Below are 24,380 nucleotides of genomic sequence, written 5' to 3' on the forward strand. Positions count from 1 at the left end.
ATATTATGATAGCAAGAATACGACATTAATGATAGCAAAAATACGACATTTTAATTTTATCTAATGATAATTTGAAATTTTAATTAATTGTTTTTATTATAAATTATATTGATTACTTAGAGTGGTGAGTAAGTTTTGTTAGTAAAGATATTTATAACAATCAAATTAATTACTAACCAAAGATATATGATTTTTTGCACGATTTTGTCTTGTTATGTTTAGAGGGTTTTTATTGATATTGGAGGATGACAAAAATAGAAGATATGCGACTTAATAGAGATACAAAAAAGCCAGCTCAAATTGAACTGACCTTAGTTTATTGAGCGCTTTCTATTTATGCGGAATAATAGGGTATTTAATCTAAATACTCGCCAAAGTATGCCATCAGTTTTTTCTCATCAATTTTAAGAGCACCTTTCCAGCCCGCCCATGGCATTTCCATATCAGAGCGACCTTTTGTGTTATTAAGTTGATTTTCTGCAATGGTAATATCGCCGAAATTCGCCCAATGATCTAAATATAATGGAATGTAGGCATTGGGAATAACACCAACTAAGGCAAGTGAGTGCAAAATACCTCGTTTGGTATATTTATCACCAGAAACTAATTTAGCCTCATTTAACCGCTTTTCAAACTTACCCGGAGTGTCATCTTCAGGCGCATGGCGTAATAAATCGAGCAATTGCTTAAAGATCTCTTTATCTGTGGGAGTTGGGCTGATAGGGGGGACGGTCAGTAGATGTTTTAAATTCAAGTAAGCATAAGTAGGATTGCCAGTATAAGAATTACCGTAATAGAGGCAATATTGAAAATAGCTGTCATTAATATGTTTTTGCTGATCTTTATCACTACAAACCCAACAGCAGGCATATTGAGGCTTTTCTTCATAATTATGTAATGGCAAATTTTGCAATTTATGAAAAGCCCCTAAAACAGAGCGACCTCTAAGATAACTACCTCCGACACCTGCAACAAAAGCATCTAAGCAACGCTTTTGGGTGAGTAATGGATTATTCTTTAAGCTATTTAATTTCGAAATAACATCAGCGTGATCAGCAAATCTTTCTATGATATTAGGTTGCCAATTGGACTCAGACAACAAGGCTTTTTCTTTTTCTGACAGGATATCAAGGGAATACAGTGAAACCTGACGTTCTGGATCATATTGACTATTTTCATATTTATAGAGTTTACGTAAAACTCGCATCATTTTTTGCACGATTTTACCTTGTTATATTTATAAGTTTTTTATTGATATCGGTGAATTAAATAGATAGAAGATACGTAACTTAATATAGATACAAAAAAAAGCCAGTTCAAATGAACTGGCTTTATCAATAGAGGTAGATAACGTTTATTTTACGGTAAGCTCAGTTTCTTCATCTTGGTTGAAGACAGCTTTGTCCGTTTGTCCCATAATTTGGCTGGTAATTGTACCCGCTGTCATGGAGCCACTAACGTTTAATGCTGTACGTCCCATATCAATTAACGGTTCTACTGAGATTAACAGGGCAACTAATGTCACTGGTAAGCCCATGGCAGGTAAAACGATAAGGGCTGCAAATGTTGCACCGCCACCCACACCAGCAACACCAGCAGAGCTAACAGTCACGATAGCAACTAAAGTTGCGATCCACATTGGATCTAATGGATTAATTCCCACAGTAGGTGCAACCATAACAGCTAACATCGCAGGGTAAATACCCGCACAACCATTTTGACCAATTGTTGTACCAAAAGAGGATGAGAAGCTTGCGATAGATTCTGGCACACCAACACGCTTAATTTGTGTTTCAATATTCAACGGAATACTTGCAGCACTTGAACGGCTTGTAAATGCAAATGCTAATAAAGGTCCCGCTTTTTTGAAGAATCTAATCGGATTTAAACCTGTGAAGCTGACCAGTAATCCATGAACAACAAACATTAAGCCAATAGCAACATATGAGGCAACAACAAAGCTTCCTAATTGAATGATGTCGTGCATATTGGAGCTTGCAACAACTTTAGTCATCAGCGCCATTACACCATAAGGTGTTAACATCATAACAATGCGAACCAGTTTCATGATCCATGATTGTAGGCAATCAATCGCGACTAAAACTTTCTCACCACGAGGCTGATCTTCTTTGAGTAATTTCAACGCCGCCATGCCTAAGAAAGTCGCGAAGATAACAACGCTAATAATCGATGTGGAGCTGGCACCTGTTAAATCAGCAAATGGATTTTTAGGAATAAATGACAAAATAAGCTGTGGCATCGTTAAGTCAGAAACTTTGCCCATGTAATTTTGTTCAAGTGCAATTAAGCGCTGTGCTTCTTGTTCACCTTGTACTAAGCCTTCTGCTGTTAAGCCAAATAAGTTAGCAATAACAATACCGATTAAGGCAGAAATAGCGGTGGTAAATAACAGTGTACCAATAGTGAGACCACTAATTTTTCCTAGTGATGATGCTTGATGCAAACGAGCTACGGCACTAAGAATAGAGGCAAATACTAATGGCATAATGATCATTTGCAACAGCTGTACATAGCCATTACCCACGATATTAAACCAAAGAATAGATTCTTTAATAATAGGATCGTGTGAGTCATAGAATGCGTGTAGTGCTAGTCCAAAAGCAACACCAAAAACTAAACCAACAAGAACTTTCTTTGAAAGGCTCCACTGACGTTGACTTAATTTAGCCAAGATGAGTAATAGCACAACAAAGACGAGTACGTTAATAATTAACGGAAAATTCATCTTAACTCTCCAACGAGATCTTTATTTATATAAATTCAACGATTGTATGCGATATGAGTTCTTAGGTAATAAGAAAGGATATAACAGCATCAATTCGTTATATAGTAACAGGGTTGTTAATAACTTTTTATAATTAATTAGTATTTTATATAATCGTTTGGTTATAAAGACAAGGAAAGTAGGTATAAAAAGATGTAAGAATTTATAAATAAATAGAAAAACGTAGGGTTTTGTCAGGGGATGTTAAAAGTTAGTGCGCTTATCGTGGTACATCTGTAACCAGTTGTTGACTTGCGAAGGCAGGGTAACAGTAAGGTGTGGAGGTAAAAAAAGTGCGCCAACAAGGATCAAAACAGAAATAAATCTCTCGCCTTTTTTATTATTCTTTTTACCTAAAATAGGTAATGCAAAACGCATTTTTAAAGGCCACAAGAAAGGAACGCCCGCAGGAGTTAACATATCGGCAATGAGATGACTAAGATAACCCAATAAAAGGGCATGAAAGATATCGGCAGAAATATCCCAACGTGGTGAAACTTGGGTTTCCCACAAAATAGCTAAACCACAAAATGCAAGTAAACTATGCGTAAAACCTCGATGGCCACAGAGCTTTGATAGAGGCAGAGAGATAATACGGAATAATCGTCCAAGAATAGAGCCTGGGTGATCCAAATCAGGTAGAAGGGAGCCTAATAAGACAGCAGGGATCATGTGAAACCAATCACCATGAGCAATAGCTGGCGTTATTTCAAGTTTCTGTGCTAACACAAGTGTTGCTACAGAAAAAAGTAGATGTCCTTCTGCTGTCATTCCGTGTCTGTTCGTTTGCTGTTCATTTATACAGTAATGAAGTATAAAAGGTTTTGGCGATAACTAACAGACAAAAAAGATAAAAATTGTCTTAAATATTAAGGGATAACAGGAATATTTTATTTGATTGATTTAAAAATGATCGAATTTAGGATAAAAAACTAAAAAATAAGATAACGGCGAGTGGCTGTGAGCAAAATATATAAGAGGAAGAGCAAAAGTACAAAAGGTGGCTTGTGAGGCGATAAATATTAAAAGAGAACAAAAAGGATATCTTACAAAGCAAAATACCCTTTTTATTTATGGAAATTAGCCTAATAAATGCAGTTGTGTTAGTTCATTAAGTGATGCAATTTTTACATCCGCTAAGCCCCATTGCTTATCATTAAATTGTTCTGTTGCAGGCACGACGATAGAGCGCATTCTTGCACCTTTACAAGCAATCATGCCATTGCGAGAATCTTCTAATGAAACACAGTGGATAGGGTCAAGATTAAGCGCTTTAGCTGCGTTTAGATAAACCTCAGGGTGTGGTTTGCTATGTGGTAACTCATCGGCAGACACGACGGCTGAGAAGTAGTGGCGAATATTAAACAACTCAAGTACACGCTCAAGCATAAAATCAGGAGATGCCGATGCAAGTGCAATTTTTAACCCTGATGATTTGCAAAGCTCTAAGGCATGCTCAACACCCGGTAATAGTGGCTTTGTTTCTTCAACCAATTTGACAACACGAGAAACCATTTTTTGTTTTGCTTCTTGTTTTGAAACGCCTCGCCAAGGTGATGCTTTATACCATAAATCAATGACTTCGTTTATTCTTAACCCAACCATATCGGGCATTGCCGATGCAAGGGACAAATCGACGCCTAATTCAGCAAAGACCTCATGTTCTGCTCGCTGCCAAAATGGTTCAGAGTCGATTAATAAACCATCCATATCAAATATTGCAGCTTCAATAGGGAATTTAAAAGACATGTTACTCTCCATAAATAAGGTCTATGTTGTCGAGTGGCGATTGTAGCAAGAGTTACAAGGAAAATCTTTTTAATCAGTTTCTTATTTATTTTGTAAAATAAATAGAGAGAATAGCTACTATTAATTTATTGTCGTATTAGCCGTTAACTAGACTACGATAAACAGATAAGATATTGACGAATTCTATTAGTGAGGATGTGATGAGTTATCAATATGCAGGATTGTATGCCATTTTAAAGCGTGTACTTGGTTGGCTTATTTTTATTCCTGCCTTTATTTCAACAGCAGTATCATTGATAGGCTTGGCGGCAATACAACGCCCAACCGGCGATGGCGTAAATGCCGTAATTAATGATTTTTTTCGTGTATTAGCAGAAATGGTGCAATTTAATACGCCTTTTTTAGGTTTTTTCTGGCGAAATTCGCCTATTCCCAATACACAAATGGGATTTAGCCAAGAAAATATCACTTTTTTTGTTATCTTTCTTTTTATATTTATTGGCTTAGCATTCAGTGCATCAGGATTACGAATTTATCGCCAAGTGAAATATTTGAAAGAAAATATACAAGACCAGCTTATTATCGAACGTGCAATGAAAAGTGGTGTGACTGCTGAAGAGTTGCAACAAAATATTAAATTACCTCGACATACTATTTTTACACAAATTATGGTGCTTTACCTGTCACCTCTGATTGTTATTGCAATAGGTTATTTCTTGATGAAATTTTTAGGATGGTAACACGGCTTTAAAGTGAACGAGGATGGTTCATTTATATTAACTGAAGGGAAAAATAAACCTCGCGTAACTGAATCTGGCGAGGTTATATTTTTTATTTTATGCATTTTATCTCAGAGCTATTCCACTCTTTTCCTATTAAGGTGTTGCTAATAGATCATCAATTATTTTTCTGACTTCTAAATAATTTTCTTCGCCCCCAAATAAATTACAACGGTTGAGGAAGAAATAGAGTTGGTAAATAGGCTGGCGTGATAAAAATTTATCTGATAATGGCCAAACACTTTGATAACCATCGAAAATATTTGCAGGCACGGCTGTGCAAAGTGGTAACATCGCGATATCACACTCTCGATCACCCCAATAACAAGCAGGATCAAACACCGTACCTTCTGATTGACCAATCGCAGCACAGTTTTTAGGCCATAAGTTGCCGTGAAGCAGAGAGGGTTGTGGATTATGATCAGCAAGACGATGATTGACAATTTGGATTATCTCGTCGATATCCCCAAAAATCATACCTTTCTCAGAAGCCAGTTGTAGCTGAAAACCAATACGTTTTTCAGAATAAAAGTGACTCCAGCGTTTTTCCCAGCTATTAAGTTGAGGTGTTGTATCGATTTGGGTATCGAAATCAAAGCCATAGCTAGGTTGTTCTTCCCACTGATGTAGTCTTGCTAGTTGTTGTCCAAAACAATAGGCGCTATGAGGTGTAAATGGTTGAACAGGCAAAAATTCAAGGAGTAGAAAGCTGGCATCTTTACTATTACCAATACCAAGAACCCGAGGCGTTCGAATTGTTTGGCTTTTGGCTAACATTTCGAGTTGTTCTGCCTCATTTTTAAAATTAGGCAAAAATTCACGCAAATTAGATTTCACAAAAACTGGCGTATCACCATAATAAATTTTCCATGTATGATGAATATCGCCACTAGAAAGGTGGAGTTTTTCGTTTATCTTTGCTGAAAATCCTAAGTTTGATTCCAGTAAACGACCTATATTCTGCCACATACTTACACCTCGCAAAGTTGTTTACTTAGTAGACCCAAATAAAATAATAACGAGCGATGTTTATACTATGACAATAACACTTTAATTAAATCAATAAAGTATAAAGCTAAAAAACGGGATGATTATCCCGTTTTTGCTGAGATAAAAAATATTATCAGGCGCTAGCGGGTTTTGTTTGTCGCTTTATTTTTGCCAACTTTATCTGATTACAGAGTAGCGCAATAATAAAGAACACAGCTTGCGTTAGCACAATACAAGGACCTGTTGCTCCATCAATATGGAAACTAATAAATGTGCCTATAACGCTAGAAGCGACAGAAAATACAATTGCCAACATAATCATGCGTGAAAAACTACGTGTTAATAAATACGCGGTGATCCCCGGCGAAATAAGCATGGCGACAACTAAAATAATCCCAACCGCTTGCATTGAAGCAACAATGGTTAATGCCAAAATAGACAGCAATCCATAGTGTAATAATGTGACAGGTAAACCAACAATTCTTGCTTGGTTAGGATCGAAGCAATAAAGCATAAAATCTTTTTGCTTAATAAGCATAATAGTGATGGTAATTACACAGATAATGCCGATTTGAATTAATACATCAGGTGTAATGCCTAAAATATTACCAAATAAAATATGCATTAAATGTTGGTCTGTATCGACACTGGCAAAAATGACCAACCCCACAGCAAACATGCCTGAAAATACGATCCCCATTACAGTATCTTCTTTAATGCGACTGTGATCTTTTAAATAACCGGTGGCAAAAGAGCAAAATAATCCAGAAAGAAAGGCACCAACTGTTAATGGGATCGCGGTGACATAAGCAAGAACAACACCGGGTAAAACGGCATGAGAGATTGCATCTCCCATCAAAGACCAGCCTTTTAATACCATATAACAAGATAAAATAGCACAGGCGATACCTATGATAATCGCGGCAACAATAGCACGTTGCATAAATGGATATTGAAAAGGCTCAATGAAAAACTCCATCAACTCATTCATAGTTTCACCTCTTCTGGTTTTGTTGATCCTTTATGCTGGTGAGATTGTGTGATCAACTGTTGTGAACTCTGACGAGCACGACGGCGAGCGGCTAACATACCGTGTTTAGGGGCAAATAAGAAAGCCAACAAAAAGAGTGATGTTTGCATTGTGACAATCACGCCACCTGTTGCACCATTAAAGAAGTAGCTAAGATAAGCGCCTACAGCACTTGTGATTGTGCCAATACAGATAGCAATAATAGCAAGTCGTTTAAATTGATCTGTGAGTAAGTAAGCTGTTGCACCGGGAGTCACTACCATTGCAATGACAAGAATGGCGCCAACAGTTTGAAGCGCCGCAACAGTACATGCGCTCAGAAGCGTAAAAAAGATAATTTTTAATTTTAATGGTGATAAACCGATAGATTTTGCATGAACTTCATCAAAAAAAACCACTAGCAAATCTTTCCAAATACAAAATAAAACTAAGAAAGAGACACCTGTGATGATCACTACTTGCCATACATCTTCATCAGCAATACCTAAAATATTTCCAAGAATGATGGTCTGAACGTTGACGGCTGTCGGTTTAAGCGAAACCAGCAACAGACCAAAGGCAAAAAAAGTGGAGAAAATAAAACCAATAACGGCATCTTCACGAAGGCGGGTAATATGACGAATAAATGTCATTGATAATGCAGCGAGCAAACCGGTAAAAAAAGCACCCACTGCATAAGGTAAACCTAATATATAAGCCCCAGCAACACCGGGAACAACAGAGTGGGAAAGGGCATCTCCCATTAACGACCAACCTTTCAAAATAAGATAGGATGAAAGAAAAGCGCAGACAGCACCAACTAAGGCACTCACCCAAATTGCTTTCACCATATAGTTATATTCAAAAGGTTGTAGGAGTAAATCTAGCATGGCTAATCTCCTTGTTTGCGTTGGCTTTGGTGCGCTGGAGTATGCTCTTTTTGATGACCATAAAAGACAGCAGCACGTTCATCATCGGTAATGACAGTAAGTGAACGTGGATCGTCATCATCATGAAGATCAGAACCTGATAAGCTAATGTGGCGTAACACACCACCAAATGCGTGCTCTAAGTTTTTTTGTGTAAACGTCGTTTCAGTTGGACCACTGTCTAACACTGTTCTATTGATTAAAATAACGTGGTCACAAAATTCAGGCACGCTTCCTAAGTTATGTGTTGAAACTAAAACTAAGTGACCCTCTTCGCGCAAATTGCGTAAAAGCTCGATAATGGCATTTTCTGTTTTAACATCGACACCAGTAAAAGGTTCATCAAGTAATAAAACAGTACCTTCCTGAGCCATTGCACGCGCTAAGAAAACACGTTTTTTCTGACCACCAGAAAGCTCACCAATTTGGCGATGCCCTAAGCCTGATAAGCCAACGCGTTCTAATGATGCTTCAACAACTTCATGGTCACGTTTTGAAGGAATACGAAAAAATCCCATTTTTCCATAGCGTCCCATCATCACAACATCAGAAACGAGAACGGGAAAGTTCCAGTCAACCTCTTCTGTTTGTGGAACATAGGCGATCATATTTTGTTTTAACGCCTGCTGGATAGGGCTATCGTTTAATGTCACTTTACCTTTAGAGGGCTTTACCAGCCCCATAATGGTTTTAAATAGAGTGGATTTACCACTGCCATTGATACCCACTAGGGCGCAAATAGTGCCACCAGTGATAGAAAAACTTGCATCGAAAATAGCTGTATGACCGTTGTTGTAAGTTACTGTGGCATTATCAACAGTCAACGTAGGATTAGCTTTTATATTGCTCATTGCCCAAATCCTTTCGCAATTGTATCTACTGTAATAGTAATTAAATCAATATAAGTAGGAACTTCGCCACCTTCAGCGGAAAGTGAGTCAACATAAAGAACACCACCGTATTTTGCGCCTGTTTCTTTGCTGACTTGTTTTGCTGGTTTATCTGAAATTGTACTTTCACTAAAGACAACAGGGATCTTATGTTCTCTAACGGTATCAATCACATATTTAACCTGTTGAGGTGTGCCTTGTTCTTCTGCATTGATAGGCCATAAATAAACTTCTTTAAAGCCATAATCATTAGTTAAATAGCTGAATGCACCTTCACTGGTCACTAACCAACGCTCTTCTTGTGGAATACGAGATAATCTTTCTCTTAATGGTGCGTCAAGCTGTTTAATTTTTTCTGCGTAGCGTGCCGCATTTTGATTATAAATAGCTGCATTATCTGGATCATGTTCAACAAGCGCTTTGCGAATATTTTCAATATAGATTAATGCATTATTCGGTGACATCCACGCATGTGGATTAGGGTTGTTTTTGTAAGCACCTTCACTGATTGCCATTGGTGTGATGCCTTCAGTGACAACAACAGCGGGTACGTTACGTAACTCATTAAAAAAGCGTTCAAACCAACGTTCAAGATTTAAGCCATTCCATAAGATAAGATCAGCCTTTTGAGCTTTTACAATATCTTTAGGAGTCGGTTGGTAATCGTGAATTTCAGCACCGGGTTTTGTGATTGATTCGACAATTGCGGCATCTCCAGCCACATTTTGAGCGATATCTTGAATAATAGTAAATGTGGTGACAACTTTTAGTTTATCTTTTGCTTGTGTAGGTGCTGTTAAAAATACAGATGCTACAAGGCACAAAGCCGTGAGTGAAAATTTGTTTACAGAGCGAAATATATCCATATTATTATTGCCTTATAGTTGCAGAGTTATTTTCTCAATTGATAATGATTATCAATATCATTTCAAAAAAGTCAAGTTATCTCTGTGTAAAAAGCTTCATTTGATAATGACTAGAAATAAGATAACAACATGTATTCCAATAAATGTTAAGTAGATTGTCGAGTTTTGTCACAAAAATTAACAATAGTTCGTAACTATTTGTGCAAGAGCTTATTTTTATTACGTATAAAAAACCACGTTCCTTTATTCACCCAAGGTGGATTATGCCTCTACAGTTTTATCGCTGCCTTTCAACACCTCTTTTACATTGCATTTAATGCACATTACTTATTCAAATTTTATTCAAAAATTAAGTTATAACACGATATAAACCTGTGATGGCAGATCCTATTCTGATTAATATATTTGGAAGGCAATGTGGGGAAGAGGATAGATTTGAGATAAAACGCACACACTAGAAGTAGTAATAGATTGATTTATTTCTCATGCTTTGCCATATTTTAGCATGCATTTTTGCGTGAAAATAGAATAATATATCTATAGTTTATTGATATATAAAGCAGTCTTTGTACAACCCTTTATGCAAAAGGATAAAACGTGAAAGTAAACATCATCTTTTCTTTGGCAATTTTGCTTCTTGCTGGTTGTGCTGATCATGCTCGTCAACCTGTTCAAAAAGAAACATCACGATTTTTAAGCCAAAAACCAGTAGAGAATCGCGTTAATAATGCTTCAATCTCAACGGCACAATGGAGATCAACTCCTTTTGATAACCATATACAGCAAGCCTCAAGCCGTTACGATGTTGATGAAACATTAATTAAGGCGATTATCCAAGTTGAATCAAACTTTAGACCTGAAGTTATTAGCAAATCAAATGCAGTTGGATTAATGCAAATTAAAGCATCAACCGCGGGAAGAGATGTTTACCAAAATAGAGGCAAGGCAGGGCAGCCAACAACGGCTCAACTAAAAGATCCCGCCATTAATATCGATTTGGGTACAGCTTATATTCAATTATTAAGAGAGCGCCACCTTGTTGGTATTGCTGATCCTGAAACGCTTTATTACGCTACTATTCTTGCTTATGTGAATGGCGCTGGCGCTTTATTAAGAACATTTGATAAAGATAGAGATAATGCTATCGCTAAAATTAACTCAATGAGTGCGGATGATTTTTATCGTTATGTTGAAAAAAATCATCCGGCTTCTCAAGCACCGCGTTATTTAGCAAAAGTCAGGGCGGCTTACCATGCAGGTGATAATTAATCTGGCAAATTAGCAGCTGCTTGAGCCTGTTTTAATAAAGCAGGCAAATCAGCAATAATTTCAAGAACGCCATTGATCATAAACTGAACACCCATACAGATTAATAAAAATCCCATTACGCGAGAAATAGCGTCAATACCACTGTGACCTAAATATTTCATAATGCGGGTGGAGCCACGAAGTGATACCCAAACAATAACGCTAATTAAAAAGAAGCTTGTCACAGGGGCGATATACAATACCCATTGTGCAATATCAGTACGCGAGGGGATTGAAGCCGCTGTACTAATTATCATTGCAATGGTTCCGGGTCCTGCTGTACTTGGCATTGCTAAAGGAACAAAGGCAATATTAGGCTCTTTGGGATTATGATGTGGATTGTCATCGTCTGAAACAGGATCATCGACATTAGGTGTGTTTGGAAACAGCATACTAAAGCCAATAAAGGCAACGATCATTCCACCTGCAATACGAAGACCGGGGATCGAAATACCAAACGTTGTCATTATGATCCGCCCCGCATAGAACGCGATGGTCATAATGAGGAAAATATATACACATGCCATTAAGGATTGTTGATTACGTTGTTCCTTTGTCATATTGCCTGAAAGGCCAAGCCAAAGAGCAACAGTCGTTAATGGATTAGTTAAAGGCAAAAGCAAAATAAGACCAAGACCGATAGCTTGAAAAAACTGGTAAACAGAGTGCATGGAATATAAAAGCTCCCAATAACAGGTGATTAAGGAGTAATTATGATAACAAATTAAACGAGATAATAGTTATTTTACTCGTAATATTCTTAATGTGTATTAGTATTTTTTCATAAGCCATTCTAAATGCACTTTTACCGATCCCCAGTCATAATCAGTAATACTATAAACACAAGTATCTCTTTTTTGCCCCATTGTCGTTAATCTATGATTACGTAAAATACCATCCAGTTTTGCCCCAAGTCGCTCAATCGCTCTACGGCTAGTTTGATTTAATATATGAGTACGAAATTCAACAGCAATGCACTGTAAATCTTCTAAGGCATATTTAAGTAAGAGATATTTGGCTTCTGTGTTTATTCCTGTTCTTTGTACTTCTTTGGTATACCACGTTGAACCAATTTCTAATCTTGGTGTTTGGTTATCAATATTCATAAAGGTTGTTATGCCAACCACACGGTTATTAGCTTTAGAAATAATGGTAAAAGGCAACATTAACCCTTTTTGTTGCAACTGAAGTTTATGCTCAATATCGCGTTGTAACTCTGTTACTGAAGGAACGGTGGTATACCAAAGCTCATCGGGTCTATCTTTTTCGATTAATTGATAAAGTTCTGAATAGTGTTCCATACTTAGAGGCACTAAACGCACAAGTTTTCCTTCTAATGTTGTCCACTCTGTTATCTTTTTCATAATAAATATTCTCAGGGGTTGTTAATAAAAATGCGTTTTTTAAGAATACTTTTTATACATAACAAATTTATGAATTAATATTGTTATTTAAAAGGCTATTAAAAAATAAGCCAAATTCAGAATGATGGAAATAGAAAAAAGAGTGCGAGTGATTTTTTCTCAACAGAAAATGACCGTCTCACCACAGGTGAGCCAGTATCATGCGTGTTAATCTATAATTCAGTAATAGTGATATAACCGTAAACACAATAGATTGGTAAAAAGATGACAGATTTAATTGAATGGGATGATTTTTTACGTGTAGAAATGAGAGTGGGAACGATTATTAGCGCAGAAATAAATAAGAAAGCTAATAAACCTGCTTATGTAATGGAAGTTGATTTGGGCGAATTAGGCATAAAGCGTTCAAGTGCTCAAATTACGGTAAACTATACACCTGAAGATCTTGTGGGGCGTCGCATTTTATGTGTATGTAATTTCCCAGTTAAACGCATTGCAGGTATAAAATCTGAAGTCTTAATTACAGGGGCGCCTGATGAAACGGGAGCAATTGTATTGGCTGAGTTTAACTTGCCTTTACCAAATGGCTCACGTTTAGCATAAATAAGTATTTTGATAAGACACTCTTAAATAGTGATGTTCTGCTGAGTTTTGATATAGTAATTGTTCAATAGCAGGATGGATATAAAGGAGTGTCTTTTGTTATTACCTCAATTGCATTTGCGATGTTATACACAAGAGACGGTATCTCATCAGCATGATAATTTATGGCAGATTATTTTCGGGCTTTCAGGTTCGATGGAAGTTAATTTCAATCGAGAAGATTTTCTGATTTCCAGTCAAAACTGTTTGATTATCCCTCCAACTATTCATCATGCCTTTTCCGGTAATATAGATAATAAAAATCTTATTCTGGAACTCCCTGTAACCTCTCAATGGCAATTAAGTGAGAAAGGCGGGCAATTTACGTTATCACCAGCAGCTATTAGTTTATTAGAGTGGCTACATCAATATCCTCAACCTCCAGATCAATATTCAACGATCACACGTTTATTACTCGCTCAAATGAAAATACAAAAAGGTTGGCGTGATAGTTTGGATGCTTGGTTAGCGAATAAATTACATACACCATTGACCACACATGATATTGCTTTTGCTTTTAATTCATCAGCAAGTACATTACAGCGAAAAATGAAAGCCGAGGTGGGTGTATCTGTGATGCAATATGTCACTCAACAGCGGCTTAGCAAAGCTGCTGAATTATTAAAATACACATCAGTAAATATTGAAAATATCGCTTTAGCCGTAGGGTATGACTCGCATTCTGCATTTAGTCAGGCATTTCGCCAATACTTTAATAAAAGCCCTACTGAATATCGACAAGATTAAGCCATTACAGCACTTCACTTTCTGTCGAATAAACACGAGGGCATAATTTATCGAAGGCGAGTGTAAACAAATAGGTATAAACAAAGAAGAACACTAATATAGTGATTTCCATGCTTATTGCTTTGATAAAACCCACATTATACCACCACATATAAAGTGGAATGGTAAAGAAGAACAGACCTAATTCAAAACTTATTGCATGGATAAGTCGTACCATAACTGTACGCTTTTTTATTTTTAATTTTGACTCAATTAATTCAAAGAAAGAATTAAAAATATAGTTCCAAATCAAGGCAATAATAGAAACAGCGATTGCAACGGGTAGTGAATTATGTGATTGGCTTTGGCTTAATATTGCAAGTAAAACAGTGCTTAATAAAATCGCAAGAGTTTCAAAGGTAATAGCATAGACTAATTTACGAGAGCGGGGTTTTAGATAAAACACGTTACACACCTTTATATTAACAATGAAGATCCTGGTCCGCCCCAGAGAATGTTATTTTAAAAGCCACGGTTTCCGCTTGATTGGTACTGATACTAATAAAATCCTATAAAAAAGGCAAAGTTTGTCTATAAGACGCACGTTAACAGATTAGTGAGTTTCATTAAGAATGACTTGGGTCTTTAAATAGAGATTTCTTTTGTTTTAACTCTTTTAAAGAAGAAGGTGTAAGACATTTTATCGAATAATCTACCTTTTAAATATTTATATTTAATTTGGTATATTTTATTAATATATTCAATTGGTTATGATTAATTGCTAATTTCTATTTTAGTAAAAAAAGTATCGACCCTATCTTAAATTAACTGTATATTTAAACAGTAGTTTAAACATAAGGAGATACTACATGCGTAATGTAAAAGGAATTCAAATTATTGGACTAAATAACATTCCTAGCAATGTTTCTACGGGTTATGGTAATACTGATACTGGTAAAGTTTTTAACTCTGATGGTTCATTTCTTGTCTATACAAGAATTCGCTTAATTGGTTCGGATGATGAAGCCCTAAAAGACACTCGTTTCGAAACTGTTTCTGGCGTAACGGCTGATTTTCAGGAAGTTCCTTGTGATAAAGATGGAAATGTTTTAATGACCCATCATGTAATCACAAGACCTGCAGGAGAAGGTGAATATAGTCGTGAAAACGGTTATTCACATGGTGTCGGCATTCGTTTATTTATTTTTTGTAAACAAGAGCCAACTCATCGCATTAATTTAACTACGGGTGAGATCAGCGCTAATACTGATGATAACTACCTGCGTCATATTACATTTTCTTATGCAGTTCTTGGTCGTTAGTTAAAGATCTAGTTAAAGATTAAGATAAATAGCCTTTGATTAATATCAGAGGCTATTTTTATAGCTAAGAAGCTTATATATTTTTAACTGAGTGTTTTAAAAAAGTAATCATGCCATCAAAAAGATAGAGAATAAAAAATAGATAAAGAAAAAAATATCGAGTCAATTAATACAATGTGATGAGTGAGTTTTTTCTATTTTTGATTTTGTATTTTCTTCGTGTTTTCTTGGGGAAATATAGGCAGATAAATGTATAAATCTTTACTGTCTGTGATAATATCCCCCCTGAGTTGCGATAAGGCTCAGTGATGCTATGGATATTTATAAAATAAATATGTGTACATAACTGTAGTGCAAACCTCGCGAGGTAAAGTGAGAAATTGTCGTAACGTACTGAATATATATGAAATAAAAAGCTTACAAGTGATCTTGCGTATGGGTCACCACTGTAAATAAGGATTTTAAATGCCAATTATTACTCTTCCTGACGGAAGCCAACGTCAATTTGAAAATGCAGTTTCTGTCATGGATGTCGCTGCAGATATCGGCCCTGGACTTGCGAAAGCATGTATTGCTGGTCGTGTTAATGGTGAACTGGTAGATGCTTGTGAATTAATCGAACATGATGCAAATCTGGCGATTATCACCGCAAAAGATGATGAAGGTCTTGAAATTATTCGTCACTCTTGCGCCCATTTATTGGGACATGCAATTAAACAATTATGGCCACACACCAAAATGGCGATTGGTCCTGTTATTGAAAATGGATTCTACTACGATGTGGATTTAGACCATTCTCTAACACAGGAAGATTTAGACACTCTAGAAAAACGCATGCTAGAGTTGGCGAAAACAGATTATGACGTTATTAAAAAACGCGTAAGCTGGGCTGAAGCTCGTGAAACATTTGTTTCTCGTGGTGAAGACTATAAAGTTGCTATTCTTGACGAAAATATTAGCCAAGATTCTCAACCAGGTCTTTATCATCACCAAGAATATGTTGATATGTGCCGTGGGCCACACGTTCCAAACATGCGTTTCTGTCATAACTTTAAATTACAGAAAATCGCAGGTGCATATTGGCGCGGTAACAGCGATAATAAAATGCTACAACGCATTTATGGTACAGCTTGGGCTGATAAGAAACAGTTAAAAGCTTACTTAGATCGCTTAGAAGAAGCTGCTAAACGTGACCACCGCAAAATTGGTAAACAGCTTGATTTATATCATATGCAAGAAGAAGCGCCGGGTATGGCTTTCTGGCATAATGATGGCTGGACTATTTTCCGTGAGTTAGAAACATTTGTACGTTGTAAATTAAAAGAATATGATTACCAAGAAGTAAAAGGTCCATTTATGATGGATCGTGTTCTTTGGGAAAAAACAGGTCACTGGGAAAACTACAAAGAAAACATGTTCACAACATCTTCAGAGAATCGTGAATATTGTATCAAACCAATGAACTGCCCAGGTCACGTACAAATTTTCAAACAAGGTTTACGTTCTTACCGTGATTTGCCATTACGTATGGCCGAATTCGGTAGTTGCCATCGTAATGAACCATCAGGTGCATTGCATGGTTTAATGCGTGTTCGTGGCTTTACACAAGATGATGCGCATATCTTCTGTACTGAAGATCAAATTTTAAGTGAAGTAAATGACTGCATCAAATTGATTTATGATGTATATTCTACTTTCGGATTTGAAAAAATCGTTGTTAAGCTGTCTACTCGCCCAGAAAAACGTATCGGTGAAGATGCATTATGGGATGTTGCTGAAGCAGACTTAGCAAAAGCCTTAACTGATAACAATATTGAATTTGAATATCAGCCAGGCGAAGGGGCGTTTTATGGCCCTAAAATTGAATTTACACTTTACGATTGTTTAGATCGTGCATGGCAGTGTGGTACAGTACAATTAGACTTCTCACTACCAGGTCGTTTAGGCGCATCTTATGTTGCCGAAAACAACGAGCGTAAAGTACCTGTTATGTTACACCGAGCAGTGCTAGGGTCCTTAGAGCGTTTTATTGGTATTCTGACAGAAGAATACGCAGGATTCTTCCCAACTTGGTTAGCACCACAGCAGGTTGTCGTGATGAATATCACGGATGGACAGGCTGATTATGTACAAAAACTCGTCAAAGAATTGCAAGATGCCGGAATTCGTGCAAAAGCAGACTTGAGAAATGAGAAGATTGGCTTTAAAATTCGTGAACATACTTTACGTCGTGTTCCGTACATGCTTGTCTGTGGAGATAAAGAAGTTGAATCAGGCAAAGTAGCGGTTCGTACTCGACGAGGAAAAGACCTTGGCAGTATCGACGTTAACGAATTTAAAGAAAAACTTCTGCAAGAAATTAGAAGCAGAAGTCTTCATCAGTTGGAGGAATAAGGTATTAAAGGCGGAAAAAGAATTCAATCAACGCGTCAGAATCGCATCAATGGTGAGATTCGCGCTCATGAAGTTCGTTTAACAGGTTTAGATGGCGAACAGATTGGAGTTGTTAGTCTGAAAGAGGCTCTTGAGAAAGCCGAGGAAGCAGGTGCTGATTTAGTTGAAATTAGTCCTAATGCCGAGCCGCCGGTTTGTCGTATTATGGACTACGGCAAATTCCTCTATGAGAAAAGTAAGACTCTCAAAGAACAGAAAAAGAAACAAAAAGTTATTCAGGTTAAGGAAGTTAAATTCCGTCCTGGTACAGATGAAGGCGACTATCAGGTCAAACTACGCAACCTGATTCGTTTTCTTGAAGATGGCGATAAAGCTAAAGTCACACTGCGTTTCCGTGGTCGTGAAATGGCACACCAACAAATCGGTATGGAAATGCTTAACCGCATCCGTGAAGATTTGGAAGAACTGGCAGCTGTTGAATCTTTCCCTAATAAGATTGAAGGGCGTCAGATGATCATGGTGTTAGCGCCGAAGAAGAAATAGTCGGGCAATTCAAGTAATAGCGTCAGCCTTTAGAGGCTGATTGCTATTCGCCTTATTATTTTATGTTATTAACAATGCGAAGTGGATTATAGAAATGCCAAAGATTAAAACAGTACGCGGCGCAGCTAAGCGCTTTAAAAAAACTGCTGGTGGTGGCTTCAAGCGCAAGCATGCTAACCTCCGTCACATTCTGACTAAAAAATCAACTAAGCGTAAACGTCATTTACGTCCAAAAGGCATGGTCTCTAAAGGAGATTTAGGTCTGGTCGTAGCTTGCTTACCATACGCATAAGTATCACTTTTTTAACAGAATATAGACATTTAGGAGTTTAATATGGCTCGTGCTAAACGTGGTGTTATCGCCCGTGCTCGTCACAAGAAAATTTTAAAGCAAGCTAAAGGTTATTACGGTGCACGTTCACGCGTATATCGTGTAGCTTTCCAGGCTGTTATCAAAGCTGGTCAATATGCGTACCGTGACCGTCGTCAGAAAAAACGTGTTTTCCGTCAACTGTGGATTGCTCGTATCAACGCAGCAGCTCGTCAGAACGGCATGTCTTATAGCCGTTTCATCAATGGTCTGAAAAAAGCATCCATTGAAATCGACCGTAAGATTCTGGCTGACATCGCTGTATTCGACAAAGTAGCATTTGCTGCTTTAGTTGAAAAAGCGAAAGGTGCTCTGGCTTAATTATTATTAAGCAATGGAAGAGGGAGTTTTCTCCCTCTTTTATTTTGTCTAAATTTGTGGCTTAATGATATAAATTCAATAAGTTAATATTTTAAGAGACATTATCAATGTTAAATATCGCTTTTTTCCGTTTCTTTTTTTACTTTAGCGCCTAATTCAAGGGGGCTTTTGCGCGTAAGAAAAGAAACGAAAAGTAGCGCCTGAGCCTCCAATATGGAGGCTTTTTTGTTTTCAGATCCCAATACTGGGTTAGAAACCAAAAAGGGCAATTTTATTCGTCATCATTGATAACAACTAATAGACCTCATCAGGTCAAAGGAAGAGGAAACGATGCCACATCTCGCTGAACTCGTTGCTCAAGCTAAAGCAGCTATCGAAGAGGCACAGGATGTTGCTGCGCTGGATTCGGTTCGTGTTGAATACTTGGGGAAAAAAGGTCATTTAACGCTTCAGATGTCCACGCTGCGCGACTTACCCGCGGAAGATCGTCCAGCTGCAGGGGCTGTCATTAATCAGGCTAAACAAGAGGTTCAGCAAGCGCTGAATACTCGTAAAGATTATCTTGAATCAGCATTATTAAACGAACGTTTATCTGCTGAGAAAATCGATGTGTCTTTGCCTGGTCGCCGTATTGAAAACGGTGGTCTACACCCAGTAACTCGTACAATTGAACGTATTGAAACTTTCTTTGGCGAATTAGGGTTTTCTGTGGAATCTGGCCCTGAAATCGAAGATGATTATCATAACTTTGATGCGTTGAATATTCCTGCTCATCACCCAGCAAGAGCCGACCACGATACTTTCTGGTTTGATGCGAAGCGTTTACTGCGTACACAAACATCAGGTGTACAAATTCGTACCATGCAAGATAAACAGCCACCTATTCGCATCATTGCACCAGGCCGCGTATATCGTAACGACTACGATCAGACTCACACACCAATGTTCCACCAAATTGAAGGCTTAATTGTTGATAAAGACATTAGCTTTACCAATTTAAAAGGAACACTTCATGATTTCTTAAAAAACTTCTTTGAAGAAGATATGGAAATTCGTTTCCGTCCTTCTTATTTCCCATTCACAGAGCCTTCAGCAGAGGTCGATGTAATGGGTAAGAATGGTAAATGGTTAGAAGTGTTGGGTTGCGGTATGGTTCACCCAAATGTATTACGTAATGTAGGTATCGATCCTGAAGTTTATTCAGGTTTTGCGTTCGGTATGGGTATGGAACGTCTGACTATGTTACGTTACGGTGTCACCGACTTGCGTTCATTCTTCGAAAACGATCTTCGTTTCCTCAAACAGTTTAAATAAGGTGGGATTATCTCATGAAATTCAGTGAACTTTGGTTACGTGAGTGGGTAAACCCAGCGATTAGTAGCGAAGCGCTTTCTGAACAACTGACAATGGCTGGCCTTGAAGTTGATGGCGTTGAAGCTGTTGCTGGTGATTTTCACGGTGTGTTTGTAGGTGAAGTTGTTGAATGTGGACAACATCCTAATGCCGATAAATTGCGTGTAACGAAAGTTAACGTAGGCGGTGACAGATTACTTGATATCGTTTGTGGCGCACCTAACTGCCGCCAAGGACTAAAAGTTGCGGTTGCAACCGTCGGGGCTGTATTACCAGGCGATTTCAAAATTAAAGCAGCAAAACTACGTGGTGAACCCTCTGAAGGTATGCTGTGCTCATTTTCTGAATTAGCTATTTCAGAAAATCATGAAGGTATTATTGAATTACCTGCTGATGCACCAATTGGCATGGATATTCGTGAATACTTAAAATTAAACGATAATGCGATTGAAATTAGCATTACACCAAATCGTGCTGATTGCTTAGGTATTTTAGGTGTTGCGCGTGATATCGCTGTTATCAACAAAATGGAATGCCAAGTACCTGATATGTCGCCTGTTGCGGCAACTTCTTCAGCAACATTCCCTGTGCGTATTGAAGCGCCAGAAGCGTGCCCACGTTATTTAGGTCGTGTTTTCACTAATATAAATGTGAAAGCCAAAACACCTTTATGGATGCAAGAAAAGTTACGTCGTGGTGGTATTCGTTCTATTGACCCAATTGTTGATATTACCAACTTAATCCTACTTGAAATGGGTCAACCGCTACATGCGTTCGATCTTGACCGCGTTGACGGTGCTATTGTTGTTCGTATGGGTAAAGAGGGTGAAAAACTGACTTTACTTGATGGCAATGAAATTACATTAAAAGAAGATGTATTAGTTATTGCTGACGAAAAACAAGCATTAGGTATGGCTGGTATTTTTGGTGGTGAATCATCAGGTGTTAATGAAGAAACGAAAAATGTCTTCTTAGAGAGTGCATTCTTCTCTCCATTATCTATCACAGGTCGTGCGCGTCGCTATGGCTTACATACTGATGCTTCTCATCGTTTTGAGCGTGGCGTTGATTCTGCGCTGCAATACAATGCGATTGAGCGTGCAACTAAGTTACTGTTAGAAATTTGTGGTGGTGAAGTTGGTGAAGTGATTGATGTAACCAATAAAGCACATTTACCAAATATCGCACCAGTTAAATTAACACGTAAAAAATTAGACCGTTTACTAGGTCATGTGATTGATGATGCACAAGTTCTGGATTCGTTAACTCGCTTAGGATTCAACGTTTCTGTTGAGAATGATGGTTGGTTAGCAACAGTTCCTTCATGGCGTTTCGATGTTCAAATCGAAGAAGATCTGATTGAAGAAGTTGCTCGCATTTATGGTTACAACAATATTCCAGATGTACCATTACGCGCTGATTTAGTGATGACTAATCATCGTGAAGCGAACTTGTCATTAAAACGCGTTAAAACAATGCTAGTAGACAACGGCTTCCAAGAAGCAATTACTTATAGCTTTGTTGATCCTAAGGTTCAATCTTTATTACATCCAAATGAAGAAGCATTAATTCTGCCTAATCCGATTTCAGCAGATATGTCAGCAATGAGACTATCTTTATTAACCGGATTATTGACTACGACTGTATATAATCAGAACCGTCAACAATCTAGAGTTAGGTTATTTGAAGCAGGTCTGCGTTTTGTTCCTGATAATCAAGCAGAATATGGAATACGTCAGGAACTTATGTTAGCTGGTGTGATCGCGGGCAACCGTTATGAAGAACATTGGAGTTTAGATAAGCAAACTGTTGATTTCTTTGATTTGAAAGGTAATATTGAATCAATTCTGGAATTGACAGGTCAGCTAGATGAAATTACATTTAAACCAGCTAATCATTCAGCACTTCATCCGGGACAAAGTGCTGGGATTTATCTGAGAAATGAATATATTGGCTGTATTGGCGTTGTTCATCCAGAGCTTGAACGTAAACTTGACTTAAACGGTCGTACGGTAGTATTCGAAATACGTTGGAATGCAATTGCAAATCGCAGTTTACCACAAGCAAAAGCAATTTCTCGTTACCCTTCGAATCGTAGAGATATCGCTGTAGTTGTTCCGAATGATGTTGCTGCAGAGGATATTTTAGCCGAATGTAAGAAAGTTGGCGGAAATCAAATAGTTGGCATAAACTTATTTGACGTGTATTGTGGTAAGGGAGTAGCAGAGGGCTATAAAAGCCTCGCTATTAGCATAATCTTGCAGGATATCGAGCATACACTGGAAGAAGATGAGATTGCTGCAACAGTGAGTAACTGTGTAGCAGCATTGAAACAGCGATTCCAAGCATCCTTGAGGGACTAGACCTATGGCGCTTACAAAAGCTGAAATGGCAGAAAATCTGTTTGAAAAACTTGGTGTTAGCAAACGCGATGCAAAAGACCTTGTAGAATCCTTTTTTGAGGAAGTGCGTCGTTCTCTTGAAAATGGGGAACAGGTGAAGCTGTCTGGATTCGGAAACTTTGACCTGCGTGATAAAAATCAGCGCCCAGGTCGTAATCCGAAAACTGGGGAAGACATTCCTATTACAGCTCGCCGTGTTGTTACTTTCCGCCCAGGACAAAAGTTAAAAAGTCGGGTTGAGAGCGCAACACCAAAAGAATAAGATTTACAAAAACATCCAAAACGGCTTTCTTTGAAAGCCGTTTTTTTATCATTATTATCTGTATCTATTTTGATGATAAACGCATTAGGGTGTTTATATTTATCAATATAGTCTGAATGAGTATTTCTATTTGGATGGAAGGTTTTTATTTTTCTATTATCTTTCTTTTTATTCTTATTTTGACTCTTTTATTTTATCTGCATCAACATTGTGATAGCTAATCCCCATTTTTCTTCATTATTAGAGACTGGCTTACATGTTCTAAATTTATTTTTTCATCATTGAATGCGAACATGTTATGTTGCTAAAAAATTATTTTATAAATAAAAACAGTTAGAGTCGTTGTTGCATGGATAGGGAATGAAATGAATAAAGAAGTTAATCCTCTAATTAAATTGGCTAAAAGACAACGTATTGACGACAGAAAGAAGCTATTTCTAATGGCATTAGTATTATGTTTCTTGTTTGTTTTTTCCCTCTCTGTTGGTGAGATTACGTTATTTCCACATCAATGGTTAACAGATGAAGCTCATTTATTTGTTTGGCAGATCCGTTTACCAAGAATACTTGCAGTAGTGACTGTTGGTGCCAGCCTAGCAATTGCAGGTGCGATTATGCAGGCGCTATTCCAAAATCCACTCGCAGAGCCAGGATTACTAGGAGTAAGCAGTGGTGCAGGAGTGTGTGTTGTATTACTCATTGTTTTACAATTGGGTTTCAGCCCTTGGTTGATAAGTGGTGCGGCAATATTCGGTGCATTAGGAATGACTCTTTTATTAATGTTTTTTACTCGCATAAGAAAGCTGTCTAATGCTCAGTTACTATTAATTGGTGTGGCATTAGGTGTTCTGGCAAGCGCGATAATGACTTGGCTGGTTTATTTCAGTTCAGCTTTGGATTTAAGACAATTAATGTATTGGTTGATGGGGAGTTTTAGTGGCATTGATTGGCGTCATCAAATCTTATTTTTGGCTCTTATACCCATTGCCTTAATTCTTATTCTACAAGCCGATATTCTTAATTATTTATCTCTGGGTTCATTCAGAGCAAAACAATTAGGTATATCCGTTAATCAATGGCGAAATTGGTTTATTTTAGCTGTTGGGTTATTGATAGGGCTAAGTGTCGCTTTAGCGGGCGCTATAAGCTTTGTAGGGCTTGTTGTGCCGCATTTATTAAGACTGTGTGGAATAACTCATTATAAAACATTACTACCCGCGTGTGCGCTTGCTGGTGGTGGATTGTTATTGCTTGCTGATCTGCTATCTCGCTTAATTTTAAATGGTGCAGAAGTTCCGATAGGAGTGATTACAGCAACGCTTGGTGCGCCTTTATTTATCTGGTTATTGGCAACAAAAGAGATGGGGCGTTTGTAA

26 protein-coding genes and 1 other annotated feature are annotated in these 24,380 nt (G+C 37.6%); of the genes, 14 read left to right on the plus strand and 12 right to left on the minus strand.

The window, feature by feature from the left end; all coding sequences use genetic code 11:
- Nucleotides 1-355: 355 nt before the first annotated feature.
- The 4 genes from QQS39_RS07640 to hxpB all read right to left on the minus strand — a co-directional run bounded on the left by QQS39_RS07640 (nucleotide 356) and on the right by hxpB (nucleotide 4,534).
- Nucleotides 356-1,210: a hypothetical protein gene (locus QQS39_RS07640; RefSeq protein ID WP_285805883.1), complete on the minus strand. Its 855-nt coding sequence runs from the start codon at nucleotides 1,208-1,210 to the stop codon at nucleotides 356-358.
- Nucleotides 1,211-1,354: 144 nt separating this feature from the next.
- The gene (locus tag QQS39_RS07645; protein WP_151434924.1) at nucleotides 1,355-2,746 is read right to left on the minus strand and encodes an L-cystine transporter; all 1,392 of its coding nucleotides are present in this window, start codon (nucleotides 2,744-2,746) and stop codon (nucleotides 1,355-1,357) included.
- A 243-nt stretch (nucleotides 2,747-2,989) separates the two neighbouring features.
- On the minus strand, nucleotides 2,990-3,556 hold the full coding sequence (locus QQS39_RS07650; protein WP_151434925.1) for a metal-dependent hydrolase: 567 nt from the start codon (nucleotides 3,554-3,556) through the stop codon (nucleotides 2,990-2,992).
- Nucleotides 3,557-3,865: 309 nt separating this feature from the next.
- Entirely contained in the window at nucleotides 3,866-4,534 is a 669-nt protein-coding gene (gene hxpB / locus QQS39_RS07655; RefSeq protein WP_285805677.1) for a hexitol phosphatase HxpB, read from the minus strand.
- 200 nt (nucleotides 4,535-4,734) lie between these two features.
- Between hxpB and QQS39_RS07660 the strand changes: the two genes are divergently transcribed.
- Nucleotides 4,735-5,274, plus strand: a complete 540-nt coding sequence (locus QQS39_RS07660; protein WP_196736649.1) for a YniB family protein — start codon at nucleotides 4,735-4,737, stop codon at nucleotides 5,272-5,274.
- Nucleotides 5,275-5,409: 135 nt separating this feature from the next.
- On the opposite strand, the gene QQS39_RS07665 is transcribed toward QQS39_RS07660, so the two are convergent.
- The 5 genes from QQS39_RS07665 to QQS39_RS07685 all read right to left on the minus strand — a co-directional run bounded on the left by QQS39_RS07665 (nucleotide 5,410) and on the right by QQS39_RS07685 (nucleotide 9,997).
- On the minus strand, nucleotides 5,410-6,282 hold the full coding sequence (locus QQS39_RS07665) for a fructosamine kinase family protein (RefSeq protein ID WP_285805678.1): 873 nt from the start codon (nucleotides 6,280-6,282) through the stop codon (nucleotides 5,410-5,412).
- A 154-nt stretch (nucleotides 6,283-6,436) separates the two neighbouring features.
- Entirely contained in the window at nucleotides 6,437-7,294 is an 858-nt protein-coding gene (locus QQS39_RS07670) for a metal ABC transporter permease (protein WP_151434928.1), read from the minus strand.
- Complete coding sequence (locus QQS39_RS07675; RefSeq protein ID WP_099073583.1) at nucleotides 7,291-8,202, minus strand: metal ABC transporter permease; 912 nt, start codon at nucleotides 8,200-8,202, stop codon at nucleotides 7,291-7,293. The genes QQS39_RS07670 and QQS39_RS07675 overlap by 4 nt, the downstream gene beginning before the upstream one ends.
- Nucleotides 8,203-8,204: 2 nt before the next feature.
- On the minus strand, nucleotides 8,205-9,092 hold the full coding sequence (locus tag QQS39_RS07680) for a manganese/iron ABC transporter ATP-binding protein (RefSeq protein WP_151434930.1): 888 nt from the start codon (nucleotides 9,090-9,092) through the stop codon (nucleotides 8,205-8,207).
- On the minus strand, nucleotides 9,089-9,997 hold the full coding sequence (locus QQS39_RS07685) for a metal ABC transporter substrate-binding protein (RefSeq protein ID WP_196570638.1): 909 nt from the start codon (nucleotides 9,995-9,997) through the stop codon (nucleotides 9,089-9,091). The genes QQS39_RS07680 and QQS39_RS07685 overlap by 4 nt, the downstream gene beginning before the upstream one ends.
- A 597-nt stretch (nucleotides 9,998-10,594) precedes the next feature.
- On the opposite strand from QQS39_RS07685, the gene QQS39_RS07690 reads away from it, so the two are divergent.
- Entirely contained in the window at nucleotides 10,595-11,266 is a 672-nt protein-coding gene (locus tag QQS39_RS07690) for a transglycosylase SLT domain-containing protein (protein WP_151434932.1), read from the plus strand.
- On the opposite strand, the gene QQS39_RS07695 is transcribed toward QQS39_RS07690, so the two are convergent.
- Both QQS39_RS07695 and QQS39_RS07700 read right to left on the minus strand, forming a co-directional pair.
- Nucleotides 11,263-11,976, minus strand: a complete 714-nt coding sequence (locus tag QQS39_RS07695) for a MarC family NAAT transporter (RefSeq protein WP_151434933.1) — start codon at nucleotides 11,974-11,976, stop codon at nucleotides 11,263-11,265. The genes QQS39_RS07690 and QQS39_RS07695 overlap by 4 nt on opposite strands.
- A gap of 99 nt (nucleotides 11,977-12,075) precedes the next feature.
- A complete protein-coding gene (locus tag QQS39_RS07700; protein WP_151434934.1) occupies nucleotides 12,076-12,669 on the minus strand; it encodes a GNAT family N-acetyltransferase in 594 nt (197 codons plus the stop codon).
- Between the two features lie 264 nt (nucleotides 12,670-12,933).
- Between QQS39_RS07700 and QQS39_RS07705 the strand changes: the two genes are divergently transcribed.
- The gene (locus QQS39_RS07705; RefSeq protein ID WP_151434935.1) at nucleotides 12,934-13,272 is read left to right on the plus strand and encodes a tRNA-binding protein; all 339 of its coding nucleotides are present in this window, start codon (nucleotides 12,934-12,936) and stop codon (nucleotides 13,270-13,272) included.
- Between the two features lie 96 nt (nucleotides 13,273-13,368).
- The gene (locus QQS39_RS07710) at nucleotides 13,369-14,058 is read left to right on the plus strand and encodes an AraC family transcriptional regulator (RefSeq protein WP_285805679.1); all 690 of its coding nucleotides are present in this window, start codon (nucleotides 13,369-13,371) and stop codon (nucleotides 14,056-14,058) included.
- Nucleotides 14,059-14,062: 4 nt separating this feature from the next.
- Here the strand turns inward: QQS39_RS07710 and QQS39_RS07715 are convergent, their stop codons facing one another.
- Nucleotides 14,063-14,503, minus strand: a complete 441-nt coding sequence (locus tag QQS39_RS07715; RefSeq protein WP_151434937.1) for a PACE efflux transporter — start codon at nucleotides 14,501-14,503, stop codon at nucleotides 14,063-14,065.
- Between the two features lie 403 nt (nucleotides 14,504-14,906).
- Between QQS39_RS07715 and QQS39_RS07720 the strand changes: the two genes are divergently transcribed.
- The 10 genes from QQS39_RS07720 to btuC all read left to right on the plus strand — a co-directional run bounded on the left by QQS39_RS07720 (nucleotide 14,907) and on the right by btuC (nucleotide 24,380).
- The gene (locus tag QQS39_RS07720) at nucleotides 14,907-15,359 is read left to right on the plus strand and encodes a hypothetical protein (protein ID WP_196736641.1); all 453 of its coding nucleotides are present in this window, start codon (nucleotides 14,907-14,909) and stop codon (nucleotides 15,357-15,359) included.
- 465 nt (nucleotides 15,360-15,824) lie between these two features.
- A complete protein-coding gene (gene thrS, locus QQS39_RS07725) occupies nucleotides 15,825-17,753 on the plus strand; it encodes a threonine--tRNA ligase (protein WP_285805680.1) in 1,929 nt (642 codons plus the stop codon).
- Between the two features lie 3 nt (nucleotides 17,754-17,756).
- The gene (gene infC / locus QQS39_RS07730) at nucleotides 17,757-18,296 is read left to right on the plus strand and encodes a translation initiation factor IF-3 (RefSeq protein ID WP_285805884.1); all 540 of its coding nucleotides are present in this window, start codon (nucleotides 17,757-17,759) and stop codon (nucleotides 18,294-18,296) included.
- A 94-nt stretch (nucleotides 18,297-18,390) separates the two neighbouring features.
- Entirely contained in the window at nucleotides 18,391-18,588 is a 198-nt protein-coding gene (rpmI, locus tag QQS39_RS07735) for a 50S ribosomal protein L35 (RefSeq protein WP_004263702.1), read from the plus strand.
- A 42-nt stretch (nucleotides 18,589-18,630) separates the two neighbouring features.
- On the plus strand, nucleotides 18,631-18,987 hold the full coding sequence (gene rplT / locus QQS39_RS07740) for a 50S ribosomal protein L20 (protein WP_151434941.1): 357 nt from the start codon (nucleotides 18,631-18,633) through the stop codon (nucleotides 18,985-18,987).
- Between the two features lie 106 nt (nucleotides 18,988-19,093).
- Nucleotides 19,094-19,217, plus strand: a sequence feature (Phe leader region).
- Nucleotides 19,095-19,142 (plus strand): pheST operon leader peptide PheM, encoded by a 48-nt coding sequence (gene pheM, locus QQS39_RS18715; RefSeq protein WP_120655563.1) that lies wholly within the window; start codon nucleotides 19,095-19,097, stop codon nucleotides 19,140-19,142. It overlaps the preceding feature by 48 nt.
- Nucleotides 19,218-19,317: 100 nt before the next feature.
- On the plus strand, nucleotides 19,318-20,301 hold the full coding sequence (gene pheS, locus QQS39_RS07745; RefSeq protein ID WP_023582383.1) for a phenylalanine--tRNA ligase subunit alpha: 984 nt from the start codon (nucleotides 19,318-19,320) through the stop codon (nucleotides 20,299-20,301).
- Between the two features lie 14 nt (nucleotides 20,302-20,315).
- Nucleotides 20,316-22,703, plus strand: a complete 2,388-nt coding sequence (gene pheT / locus QQS39_RS07750) for a phenylalanine--tRNA ligase subunit beta (protein WP_285805681.1) — start codon at nucleotides 20,316-20,318, stop codon at nucleotides 22,701-22,703.
- Between the two features lie 4 nt (nucleotides 22,704-22,707).
- On the plus strand, nucleotides 22,708-23,004 hold the full coding sequence (ihfA, locus tag QQS39_RS07755) for an integration host factor subunit alpha (protein WP_023582381.1): 297 nt from the start codon (nucleotides 22,708-22,710) through the stop codon (nucleotides 23,002-23,004).
- Nucleotides 23,005-23,369: 365 nt separating this feature from the next.
- Nucleotides 23,370-24,380 (plus strand): vitamin B12 ABC transporter permease BtuC, encoded by a 1,011-nt coding sequence (gene btuC, locus QQS39_RS07760; RefSeq protein WP_285805682.1) that lies wholly within the window; start codon nucleotides 23,370-23,372, stop codon nucleotides 24,378-24,380.

This window comes from Proteus appendicitidis, assembly GCF_030271835.1.
Classification (GTDB): domain Bacteria; phylum Pseudomonadota; class Gammaproteobacteria; order Enterobacterales; family Enterobacteriaceae; genus Proteus; species Proteus appendicitidis.

Bases quoted from the DNA above. Each gene is read 5' to 3' on its own strand.
- QQS39_RS07640 (WP_285805883.1), bottom strand. From the start codon at position 1,210: ATGATGCGAGTTTTACGTAAACTCTATAAATATGAAAATAGTCAATAT.
- QQS39_RS07645 (WP_151434924.1), bottom strand. From the start codon at position 2,746: ATGAATTTTCCGTTAATTATTAACGTACTCGTCTTTGTTGTGCTATTA.
- QQS39_RS07650 (WP_151434925.1), bottom strand. From the start codon at position 3,556: ATGACAGCAGAAGGACATCTACTTTTTTCTGTAGCAACACTTGTGTTA.
- hxpB (WP_285805677.1), bottom strand. From the start codon at position 4,534: ATGTCTTTTAAATTCCCTATTGAAGCTGCAATATTTGATATGGATGGT.
- QQS39_RS07660 (WP_196736649.1), top strand. From the start codon at position 4,735: ATGAGTTATCAATATGCAGGATTGTATGCCATTTTAAAGCGTGTACTT.
- QQS39_RS07665 (WP_285805678.1), bottom strand. From the start codon at position 6,282: ATGTGGCAGAATATAGGTCGTTTACTGGAATCAAACTTAGGATTTTCA.
- QQS39_RS07670 (WP_151434928.1), bottom strand. From the start codon at position 7,294: ATGAATGAGTTGATGGAGTTTTTCATTGAGCCTTTTCAATATCCATTT.
- QQS39_RS07675 (WP_099073583.1), bottom strand. From the start codon at position 8,202: ATGCTAGATTTACTCCTACAACCTTTTGAATATAACTATATGGTGAAA.
- QQS39_RS07680 (WP_151434930.1), bottom strand. From the start codon at position 9,092: ATGAGCAATATAAAAGCTAATCCTACGTTGACTGTTGATAATGCCACA.
- QQS39_RS07685 (WP_196570638.1), bottom strand. From the start codon at position 9,997: ATGGATATATTTCGCTCTGTAAACAAATTTTCACTCACGGCTTTGTGC.
- QQS39_RS07695 (WP_151434933.1), bottom strand. From the start codon at position 11,976: ATGCACTCTGTTTACCAGTTTTTTCAAGCTATCGGTCTTGGTCTTATT.
- QQS39_RS07700 (WP_151434934.1), bottom strand. From the start codon at position 12,669: ATGAAAAAGATAACAGAGTGGACAACATTAGAAGGAAAACTTGTGCGT.
- QQS39_RS07705 (WP_151434935.1), top strand. From the start codon at position 12,934: ATGACAGATTTAATTGAATGGGATGATTTTTTACGTGTAGAAATGAGA.
- QQS39_RS07720 (WP_196736641.1), top strand. From the start codon at position 14,907: ATGCGTAATGTAAAAGGAATTCAAATTATTGGACTAAATAACATTCCT.
- thrS (WP_285805680.1), top strand. From the start codon at position 15,825: ATGCCAATTATTACTCTTCCTGACGGAAGCCAACGTCAATTTGAAAAT.
- rpmI (WP_004263702.1), top strand. From the start codon at position 18,391: ATGCCAAAGATTAAAACAGTACGCGGCGCAGCTAAGCGCTTTAAAAAA.
- rplT (WP_151434941.1), top strand. From the start codon at position 18,631: ATGGCTCGTGCTAAACGTGGTGTTATCGCCCGTGCTCGTCACAAGAAA.
- pheS (WP_023582383.1), top strand. From the start codon at position 19,318: ATGCCACATCTCGCTGAACTCGTTGCTCAAGCTAAAGCAGCTATCGAA.
- pheT (WP_285805681.1), top strand. From the start codon at position 20,316: ATGAAATTCAGTGAACTTTGGTTACGTGAGTGGGTAAACCCAGCGATT.
- ihfA (WP_023582381.1), top strand. From the start codon at position 22,708: ATGGCGCTTACAAAAGCTGAAATGGCAGAAAATCTGTTTGAAAAACTT.
- btuC (WP_285805682.1), top strand. From the start codon at position 23,370: ATGAATAAAGAAGTTAATCCTCTAATTAAATTGGCTAAAAGACAACGT.